This is a genomic window from Blautia sp. ZXY-1-C6 (assembly GCF_056339875.1).
Map to the genome: position 1 here is coordinate 1 of NZ_JBWJVQ010000020.1, position 10,505 is coordinate 10,505.

General features: G+C 38.5%; 8 protein-coding genes and 4 pseudogenes. 2 read left to right on the forward strand and 10 right to left on the reverse strand.

Going from position 1 to position 10,505, the window contains the following annotated elements:
- Positions 1-261 precede the first annotated feature (261 nt).
- The 10 genes and pseudogenes from AC075J_RS00885 to AC075J_RS00930 all read right to left on the reverse strand — a co-directional run bounded on the left by AC075J_RS00885 (position 262) and on the right by AC075J_RS00930 (position 9,309).
- A pseudogene (locus AC075J_RS00885) lies at positions 262-1,351 on the reverse strand (sensor histidine kinase).
- On the reverse strand, positions 1,338-2,039 hold the full coding sequence (vanR, locus tag AC075J_RS00890) for a VanR-ABDEGLN family response regulator transcription factor (RefSeq protein ID WP_004853366.1): 702 nt from the start codon (positions 2,037-2,039) through the stop codon (positions 1,338-1,340). The pseudogene AC075J_RS00885 and the gene vanR overlap by 14 nt, the downstream one beginning before the upstream one ends.
- 5 nt (positions 2,040-2,044) lie before the next feature.
- On the reverse strand, positions 2,045-2,257 hold the full coding sequence (locus tag AC075J_RS00895) for a helix-turn-helix domain-containing protein (RefSeq protein ID WP_008703822.1): 213 nt from the start codon (positions 2,255-2,257) through the stop codon (positions 2,045-2,047).
- 158 nt (positions 2,258-2,415) lie between these two features.
- Positions 2,416-3,606, reverse strand: a complete 1,191-nt coding sequence (locus AC075J_RS00900; protein WP_008703824.1) for a CHAP domain-containing protein — start codon at positions 3,604-3,606, stop codon at positions 2,416-2,418.
- Entirely contained in the window at positions 3,584-3,790 is a 207-nt protein-coding gene (locus AC075J_RS00905; RefSeq protein ID WP_012744284.1) for a hypothetical protein, read from the reverse strand. Before AC075J_RS00905 ends, AC075J_RS00900 begins: the two co-directional genes overlap by 23 nt.
- Positions 3,791-4,089: 299 nt before the next feature.
- A pseudogene (locus tag AC075J_RS00910) lies at positions 4,090-5,991 on the reverse strand (YodL domain-containing protein); the annotation flags it as partial.
- Positions 5,992-6,028: 37 nt separating this feature from the next.
- The gene (locus tag AC075J_RS00915; protein ID WP_008703831.1) at positions 6,029-6,814 is read right to left on the reverse strand and encodes a ParA family protein; all 786 of its coding nucleotides are present in this window, start codon (positions 6,812-6,814) and stop codon (positions 6,029-6,031) included.
- Positions 6,815-7,311: 497 nt separating this feature from the next.
- Positions 7,312-7,512: pseudogene (locus AC075J_RS00920) on the reverse strand (hypothetical protein); the annotation flags it as partial.
- Between the two features lie 110 nt (positions 7,513-7,622).
- Positions 7,623-8,195, reverse strand: a complete 573-nt coding sequence (locus AC075J_RS00925) for a hypothetical protein (protein ID WP_173684671.1) — start codon at positions 8,193-8,195, stop codon at positions 7,623-7,625.
- A 700-nt stretch (positions 8,196-8,895) separates the two neighbouring features.
- Complete coding sequence (locus tag AC075J_RS00930) at positions 8,896-9,309, reverse strand: winged helix-turn-helix domain-containing protein (RefSeq protein ID WP_118339504.1); 414 nt, start codon at positions 9,307-9,309, stop codon at positions 8,896-8,898.
- A gap of 118 nt (positions 9,310-9,427) precedes the next feature.
- Between AC075J_RS00930 and AC075J_RS00935 the strand changes: the two are divergent.
- Positions 9,428-9,804: pseudogene (locus AC075J_RS00935) on the forward strand (BlaI/MecI/CopY family transcriptional regulator).
- A 161-nt stretch (positions 9,805-9,965) separates the two neighbouring features.
- Positions 9,966-10,430 carry a M56 family metallopeptidase gene (locus AC075J_RS00940; RefSeq protein ID WP_476389854.1) on the forward strand — a complete coding sequence of 155 codons (465 nt, stop codon included), beginning with the start codon at positions 9,966-9,968 and terminating at the stop codon, positions 10,428-10,430.
- The last annotated feature ends 75 nt before the right edge of the window (positions 10,431-10,505 follow it).

Below are 10,505 nucleotides of genomic sequence, written 5' to 3' on the forward strand. Positions count from 1 at the left end.
CTGCGGATGTTGCGCTATCTGTAAGATTGTTTTCGTCTGTCTGCCCAATTGCAGAGCAGGCAGATAGCGTAAATACAAGAAACAAAATAGAACATAGCAGCATTTGTTTTCTTAGCAACTTCATCATTCCTCCTTATGCTGTATCACAAAAAATACGAGCCTCTATCTTGATACTTTTATTGTACCAAAACAGAAGCCCGTATTTTCTTGATTGCTCGTAAGGTATTCCTCTTTTTTTCTATGCAAATTCTTACAATTTTCCTACGCCAACGGCAAAGTAATTGAAAACTTGTTTTGATCCTCTTGGCTCTCTGCAACGATTGTACCATTGTGTAGTTCAACAATCTGCTTTGCAATCGCCAAACCTAATCCAGCTCCTCCACTGCTTGTACTTCTCGCTGCGTCAAGCCGATAAAACTGCTCGAAAATCCTGTTTAACTTTTCTTCCGGCAGAGTATCGCCGTGGTTACAAAAAATAATGCTGACCGTATCTTCCTGACATTGTGCGCTGATCGTGATATCCGTATTTTCAAAACTGTAGATAACCGCATTTCTCAAAAGGTTATCAAAAACACGCTGAATTTTGTCTGCGTCACATCGAAGCATTATGTCATCATCAACACAAAGATTACATTGCAAATTCTTTGATTTGAGCATAGGCTTAAATTCATATACAAGTTGCTCCAGCAGGCGAGTTAAATTGATTTTCGTGTATTGTAATGTAATATCGTATATATTCGAATCGTGTTATCTCGAAAAACTCGTTAATCAGAATCCTCTAACCGTTCTGCCTTACCAAGAGTGATTTGAAAGGTACTTTTCTCGAAGTTCCTTTGAGATTTTGCAACTCATCACGCAGTAAAGTAAGATACCCGATTACAGAAGAAAGCGGTGTTTTCAAATCGTGTGCAAGATACATAATCAGGTCATTTTTTCGCTGCTCATTTTCTTTTGCAAGCCTTGCATTACTTTCAGCCTCTTGTTTTAACTGATTGATGTTAGCGGCGATTTCACTCAACTCCGGGGACATTTCAATGTAACTGACATTCTGATCGAACATTTTTCCTGTCGCAGCCTGTACCTCGTACACATAGGCGATGACTTTTTTCAAAAGTAGGTATGTCATGTATATAATACAGCCACCCCACACGATTACAGCCACTATATAAAGATATACTGTTCTGTAATACAAGTAATAATACAAAACATACTTGCGGAGAATTTCCTCTGCCATAATTCCTAAAAGAAAAGTACCGCCAAAAATAAGCACAGAGCAAATCGCACATTGAATTACATACCCTTTGAACAAGGTAGAGAGCAGATAGTTTTTTTCTTTTTTATTCAATTTCATACCCTACCCCCCAAACAGTTTTAATGAACTTCGGATTTTTTGAAGGTTCATTCAATTTTTCCCGAAGCCGCCCAATGTGCGCCATTACCGTATTGTTACTGTTGCGAAGATACTTTTCTTTCCACACGGCTTCAAATAATTCCTCCGAGGCGACAACTTTACCCTGATGTTCGCACAGATACCACAGAATAGAAAACTCCAACGGAGTCAAGGCTATTTCTTTGCCATACAAGTAGCACTTGTGGCTGACTCTGTTTATCAGTAGACCTCTGATGTCATACTCGTCTTTTTCTTCGGATTGGCTCAAATTAGGACTGTTATAGCTCTGATAACGCCTTAATTGCGTCTTTACTCTTGCCACAACCTCTAAAGGATTAAACGGTTTCGTTATATAATCATCCGCACCAATCGTAAGCCCCATAATCTTGTCGCTATCCTCAATTTTGGCGGTAAGCATAATAATAGGGAAGTAAAACTTTTCCCGAATTTTTTGGCAAAGTCGAAAACCATCAATATCCGGCAGCATAATATCAAGTATCGCTAAATCAATCTGCGACTGTTTGATACATTTCATCGCCTCTAACCCATTATAACATTTATATACTGAATAACCATCGTTACTCAAATACACTTCAAGCAGATCAACGATTTCTTTTTCGTCATCCACAATTAAAATCTTCTTGTTCATTGATCCTACACCTCATTTTCGGGTACGGCTTCCATTATGTCGCCAAAATCACACTCTAAGTATTCGCATATATTCAACAGCACGGGAAGGGTAACATTTTCATTTTTTCCGAGTTTCGCAAATGTACTTTTGCTTGCCCCGACCGCTTCTCGTAATTGACTCTTTTTCATTCCCTTGTCAATCAGAAGTTTCCAAAGTTTGTTGTACCGTACTTTCATTTCCGCACCTCCACCCAAATATAGTTTGTATTATAGCACTTTGAGAGTGAAATCGCAATTATTAAGTCTGTATTTTGAGACTTTTAGTTTTCAAACCGGCACAATATCTTTCTGATATGTAATCCAACCGCCTGCAAAATGCAGGCGGCTTGTGTATTTTAATAGGCAGGTGCGCCGTAGCCAAGAATCTCGTAATAACCGATAGAATACTCATTGACTCGGCAACTGTCGCCGGAGTTGCCCTCGACCGTATAAACCTTGCCGTTTTCGACCTTTTGAACAATACCCGTATGGTCGGATAATCCATCCTGACCACTTTCGTCTGCCCAATCGAAGAAAATAATCATTCCGGGGGCAGGCTCGGCGCTGCCATCCAGCCATTGTCCACGATCCTTAAACCATTGTACTCCGTTGACACAGCCTGCATATTTTGGGATAACTCCAGCGTCGATATAGCCGCACTCGTTGGCACACCAAGATACAAAGCAAGCACACCATTCTACACGGGAGTTAAAACCGTACCACGACCAATACGGCTGACCGCCCACATTGCCAACCAGAGAGAGTGCAACGGTCACGATCTGTCCGTCGCCGCCTGTAATGCCGTAAAGCACCTGTGACCAAAGGTAATTGTTTTCATCTGCAAGCAGTTCAGCGAGGTAGCCTTTCTGTTCTTCGTTAAAACCATATTGCGCCGCCATTTCCTCGGCAGTCTTGTGGCTGACGGTAATATACAGATAGGTTTGTGTGACCGTGCTTTCAGTTTCCACGATATTACCGTGTCCGTCATCGGTTTCGGTAATAACTGTTTCGGTCTTGCTCTCTGTTCGGGAAGATATTTGATTCATCTCCCAAAAGATGTCTTTTAAGAGTTGCTTTTTGCCATCGTCCATTGTGGCAACCTCTTGGGGGTTATCTTGATCCGTATTCGTTTTTACAGAGTAAACGGCAAGCACCTCTTTCCAAACGGCTCTGCTGCCACTCATTTCAAGAACATCATAGGATACCGAGTTCTTTTCCTCTTGCAGCTTGGTATCGTATTCGGTATTGATTTCCTGCACAACGGTCTGCATACTCATTCCAGTGCCGGAATCTTCGTCTGAGAAGAAAATGCCAAATACTGAGCCGAGGATCATACCAATCAGGCAAATCACGATAATAACCAAAACCGCCACCCAGCCGCCTGCGGCGATAGCGGCAATCAAGGCTTTCGTTCCGGCAATAATCGCTTTAATGGCAAGTGCGGTCGCTTTGGCAATCGCCTTTACCGTAACCACGGCGGCTTTTGCCGCAGCCCTTGCCGCTTGTGCTGCTCTCTGTGCAGTTTTAACCGTAATGATTGAATCCACCTAAAAATCCTGGATTGCTATGCCCCCGCTTATGCCCCTTGTCATCATAATGGTTTAAACCGCCAAAGAATCCTGGTCGACTCTCACCTACTTTATGCCCGTTATTGTCATAATGATTCATACCACCAAAAAAGGAAGGCGAACTATGTCCGATTTTCTTTCCATTTGCATCATAGTCGTTCATACCACCAAAGAATCCTGGTCTGCTCTCGCCTACTTTTTTCCGTTTGCATCATAATGGTTTATGGATCCAAAGAATCCTGGTCTGCTATATCCTTTTTTACTCATAATGTCACCCTCCTGACTCTATTAGCCTCTTGTTTGATCTCAGAATAACACACTTTTCTCATTTGGAAGTCGCATAACAGGCGACATTCTTTTATCGCATTTACATTCATTATACCATTTATAATTCTTCCGACAATACGCAATAAAGCCGGAAGCCACGTTATCATCCACGACCTCCGACTCGTTCTGCTTATTCTACACTGTCCTTACACCCAAATCAACTCCTCTCTCCGTTTTATCTTTTCCCTGCTTTTCTTGAATAATCCTCTTATTGATCTCAAGCCGTTCATGAATGGATAATTTCTTATCTTTTCCATCTACCGCCTGCTTCTGCTGTGCCGGTTTTCTATCTGTTTTTCCTACATCCTTAACAACTTCATTCGCTTCGGTACTTGTTACCCTCTCATCTGCTCTTCCTTCATATCTTTCTGCTATCTGCTGTTCTCGTCTCTCCTTCACACCTTTTTCCTCCAGATTGCAAAAACTCTGCAGATACGGAAGCACATGATTCTGCATGTCTGTCAGATCTTCCATATACTTTTGGAACTCTTCACTTCCTTTGCCTTTCTGGTAATTGATCCAATACTCATCTGTAAGCTTCATTTCATTATCATACTTCAACTGACTCACAATACCGCCATGTCCATTTCCAATATCCATTGACTTCTTAAAATGATGCAGCATCTGTTCACCTTTTTCCGCATAATATACAGTCACATATATCTTTGCAATTTTTGTAGGTTCCTCTGTCTTCGGATCACGTTTTGCATACCATTCTTTATCCATTTCTGCTGTTTTTGCATCCAGCTCAGACAGCTTCTGACATCTTGGATTCATGAGATCACTTTCTTCACAATAGTTTACATACACCATTGGTTCCATATCCTTTAGAAGTTCAGGTTCATAGGCTTTCAGTCTTTCAATCAATACTCCTGCACGAACAGACAGATCGCATTCTTCGTCTACAATATCCTTCAGATATGAAATATAGGAATGAATATTTCCACTTCTCAAATCCAGCATTACTTCCTGCACCGTATTTTCTCCCCTCTCCACATTATCTCGATACTCATACGGATCAAAAGCTTCTGCAATCTCATCCAGTGCCTCTGCCAGCTGTTCTGTGGTCATTTTCTCAGGATACATTGCTTCTCGAACATCCCTCATCGGTACATACTTGTAGTCCGGCAATGCTTCATGAATTTTCTCGATCCCTTCCCGTACCAGTGCAAGTTCTCCATAAAATCGAACATCATCCATCAGATTTCCGAATACGGTATTCCCTTTAACGATCGCAAATTCGGCTTCATCATAGTAACTGTCTTCCGGATCACGATAAATAATTCCCATTGAGCATCCCAGATACGCAGTTTTAGGATTCTCCCTATATTTTTCATAGACCGCAGCAATCTGATTAACATCGGTACTTTTTTCATAAGCTCCCATATCATGGAACTCATCACATTCTGTGGCGAAATATTCCAGATAAGGCTCTTTCTTCGGTGGCATATTATTAAGGACGTTATCAATCATGTTATAATTCGCCTCTTCCAGTTCCTCCACCTTTGCCAAAGGCTTATATTCGCCCTGGCTTTTCTGAATCTCTGCCATTACAACTTCATCCATTTCTTCTACTTTTTCCATCAACTGATCATAATCTCCACGGATGCGTTCTCCAGTCCAGCCTTCGTCTTCCAGAAGTTCCTCTGCCGCTTCTTCAATAGAAATTTGATCATTTTCATAGACGCCACCATCCATCAGACGAAAATCTTCATCGTAAAACGAATAATCATATCCTTCTTCTGTTCTCTGAATAGCAAAGTAACGTTCTCCTACCTCATATGCCAGTTCACTAAGAACCTGTTCTTCCAGATTCAGGAAAGAATCCAGCTGTTCAAAACTGATACTGTCTACAAAATGAGCGGTTACTTTTTCCCCGTCATTCAGAACTATGATATCACTGACAGACAGGGAATGCCCACGGAAATCTTCCGGTCTATCAATGTTGAACCTTTCAAAAATATCATCCAGTGACATATTTCCCGATAATTCCCCAACATAGACCAGCTTATAATCTTCTTTTTTTATCTGCATACCATCAAGTGGCTGTAAGGAAATGGGAGTTGCTCTTTTTTTAGATGGCATCTTTCAGCACCTCCTCCGTCACTCTCCGATAAGCTTCTGTAGCTTTGCCTTTCGGATCATAAGAGAAAATACTCTGTCCTTCTCTGACTGCTTCCTTCATTCTTACAGAAAATGGAATATAATTATCAAAGATATGAATTTGACTTCCATATACATTTCTGAGAAGTTCCATGTTATTTCTGGCATCATTCGTATGAGCATCGACCATCGTAAACAAAATACCTCCGACTTGCAGCTTCGGATTAATCTGCTTACGGACCTTACCGATTGTTTTTAACAACTGCTGCAATCCTTTGATTGGCAGGTAGGATGCTTCAACTGGAATGAGGACTTCATCTGATGCAGCCAGCGCATTAATCGTAATCATTCCCAATGATGGCATACAATCAATGATGACTACATCATATTGATCTTTGATACCATATAAAATCTGTTTCAATACATATTCTCTACTCATTGCATTTACCAACTGTACTTCCGTACCTGCCAGTCCAATGTTAGAACAGATAATGTCTATCCCCTCTGCCTGATGTCTGATAAAACATTCGGAAGGAATATCTTCATCTTTCATTACAGCATCCATAAGAGCAGTAAGTGTTTCATTACTGTCATCACAATCACGATATCCAAATCCTGCGGATACATCAGACTGTGGATCGGCATCTACAATCAACACTTTCATATTCTTTTGTGCTAATCCTACTGCTAAATTAGCTGTACATGCGGATTTTCCCGTTCCCCCTTTTTGGTTTACAATAGAAATAATTCTAGCCATTTTTCATCACCTTTCATCGTCATCAATCAAAAAGAGGACTGAATTAGACATCCGGAATCTATATTCCGTGCGAGCTAATTCAGTCCTATAATTACAATAATTCTGTTGTTTTTACTCTTGTCTTACACAAATCCATTTCCAGTCTGAATCTGTAATAATTCATATTCTGGAATGACAGCGCTGCTTTATTTTTCCCTTTTCAGGAAATTAAAAATAAGGACTAAATTAGTGCAACCCCTTGTATTTACTGGAGTTTTCTAACTTGTCCTTATTATAACTCGACCATGAGGTGTAATCTTCGGTAACGGTTCTTCATGCTTGCTGTTGTACTTGTCTACAAGTTTTCGGAATACAGCTTCATAATTTACTGCCACTTGTGGATTGCCATTGCGGTTGATGAATAAAAAAACACTATATCCGTCAATCACAAGGTTCTTCTGTTTCCTGCGGTGTTTCAGTATGTTTTGAAAGGCTTGATACACTTCGTCGCTCATTGTCTTGTAAATATATTCTTCTGGTGTAGGGCGTTTATTTCCAAAATACTTTTTGAAATTTGTCTGCACCTCTGGGTCGGCACTATCCATAGCTTCATCAATCGTTGCTTCAATATCAGCCCGAACATCAGCCAATGATACACCGCCAGCCTTTGCACCAGCTTTTAATGCCTTTTTTATATCTCGTTTTCTTAGACTTATCATATTTAACCTTTCTTATCATAATTGCAAATTTATAAATTCATCAGTATTAAAACTGAAATTCAAATACGCTACTAAAATCATTATTCAAGACATAATAAACTTTGTTTTTATTAAATATCCATACGAATTGTTTTGTGTACAATATTACAATAACTTATTATGGAAATTATAGCCATAATCCCCCACAAAAAGAGAAAAGGAAAATTAGTATAACTCATAGTAGAAATAACATTTGCTGAACAACTAGCTATAATAATTGCACTGACAATCGTTGTCTGCACAGACATTTTTATAAATCCTATTTTTGTAGCTACTATGCCAACGCATAAAGCGTACACAGAACATAATAATAACTCACTCCATATTTTAATGATATTTCCAAAAGAAAAAGTATCGGGAACTAGAGGGAATATGCGTTCAGTAATAAAGAAAATTAAAAAAATCAAAGCACTTCCGAGAAGCATACCACCAATTCCACTAAAAGCTACTAATAATACTTTCGCTTTCAAAAGGGTAGATTTATCAACAGGATAAGTAAACAAAAGTAAATTAAGTTTTCCAGCATACTCTTTGATGATAAATGTTGAAAACATAACAGAAATTAAAACAGCGTAAGCTACGGTTTGCAAAGCATTTATTAAAGTCCAAATATTTTCATATGTTGAAAATTCGATAGCGTCCACTTCACCGCCTGCATAAGCAATTAAGGCAAATGTGTATAAAAATCCCAAAATCACTAAAGAGATACTGTTCCTTCTGTTCGTAATAAGTTAATAGACACCAACACTCCCAATATAGCAGGAAACATTGGACTTCAGAAATGGGCAAATAAGGAAAATTTAAAAATTGTCTCTGCTGAATATAACAAGATGTTCACACATAATCTACATAATTTTTCAGGACTTGAAGACCGCATAGCCTTGTTACATATGCTAGCAAAAAGAGGTAAATGCCTCTGTTGTTTCTCTCGAGTCTCCGATACGCCATCTTCGAGAAATGCTAAAATATGCCGAACAATATCAGAAAAATGGAACCGAGCGACGCCCGCTATAAAAGACTTCCAAAGATCCAGATCGTTATTTCCGGTAAATATGAATCTCAAATTATTCTTTTCGCGGGTGCTGAAACTTATCTTTACAGGAAAATGGCATGGATCTGAAGCATCTTAATTCCAATAAGTTGCAAGAGCAAATTGCGGTTCTTATTTCCAGAAAGGAATCACTAAATACTGGATACGTTTCACTCTAAGCAAGAAATAAAAGAGCCGGAATTGATACATCAAAACCTGTCCAAATATCTCGAAACAGGATGCTATCCTGAAATCCAAAGATCTTCTCATAACCCACTCCCTTCTTTGTAAAACCATAATAATAGGCAGCGATTTCACTTGCTGCCTAAATTCCCGTTAAACCGATATCCTACACCTCGTACTGTTTGTATATATAATGGTTGTCCAGGATCATCTTCTATTTTTTCTCTGATATTGCAGATATGTCGCATAACCACATTATAATCACCGGAATAAGGTTCATTCCATACCAGATCATAAACCATTTCTTTTCCAAATATTCTACCTGGACTTTTCGCTAAAAGAAGTAAAATATCATATTCATATTTTGAAAGATGAACATCACTATCATTCTTTTTAACAATTCGTTCCTGTAGATATATTTTTAATTCTCCAAACCTTATAATTTCCGGTATGAATTGGTTTTTATGTTCCCAGCTAGTCAATATGTTTTCACTTATGCTTCCATTAGCATCTGTGATTCTCTCAATAATTTCTATCTTTTTCACCTTTATTGCCTCTACATTATTAATTTTATATTCTATATATCATCTGCCATTTGACTTTTTTCTTCTACAAGTAATATAATATATTTATTACATATGTAGGATTTAGCAGGAGGATTTTATTATGTCACTACCCCAGATTTCAGAAGCCGAATTTGAAGTTATGAAAATTGTATGGAAGTATGCTCCCATCAATACAAATGAAATTACAGAAAAACTTACTCTAACTACCAGCTGGAGTCCAAAAGCAATGTCCAAACTCTTATCAAGAGACTTGTTTCCAAAAAAGCTCTTTCCTACGAAAAACAAAGCCGGGTATTTGTCTATACTCCATTAGTCCAAGAAGATGAATATATACGCCAGGAAAGCAATTCTTTTTTAAAGCGATATTATAATGGAAATCTTTCTTCTATGCTGGCTTCTTACCTTGAAGACGATAAGCTCTCTTCAACAGAAATTGATAACTTACGCCATTTATTATCAAAACATCAGAAATAGGAGGTTTTGAATGAGCAACTGGATCATCCACTTTTTAATCAGTAATATCTTCATATGTATTTTTACACTTGTAATAATCGGAACAAAAAAACTTCTGAAAAAATATTTATCTGCTGACTACACAGTACCATCTCTGTTTTCTTTTATTTTTATTACTTGCCGTGCCATTTTTTCCTGTACAGATTCATGGCTCACAACTTTTTTCATGGTTACATTTTTTTCAAACTGACTCAGGACTTAACTCTGGTACGGACACGCTATCCGAACTTACCAGTAATACACAAAATATTTTGTTAAACCAGGTGAATGATTTTTCAGTTTCCATCAGTAGTCAATTTTCTGGAGGCTTGAATACCATACTCTTTCTAATATGGATAACGGGTGTTATGATTATGTCAGTCCTCACCCTTCATTCATTAAACTATGTACGTTCCATAAAAAGATCTGCTCTCCCGCTTCAAAATCAGCAGGTAAAAACTATTTATTACAATTGTTTAAAGGAACTTAAAATCTCTCACCCAGTATCAGTCTACAGTACTGCATTTTTAAAATCACCAGTTTTAATCGGAATAATACATCCCAGAATTTACATTCCCATCCATTTAATTTCCGAAACTGAATCCTGATGATATGCGTTTTATGCTGCTACACGAATTACAGCATTACCGTCACAAAGATACATTTATTGGCTTCCACCGTCA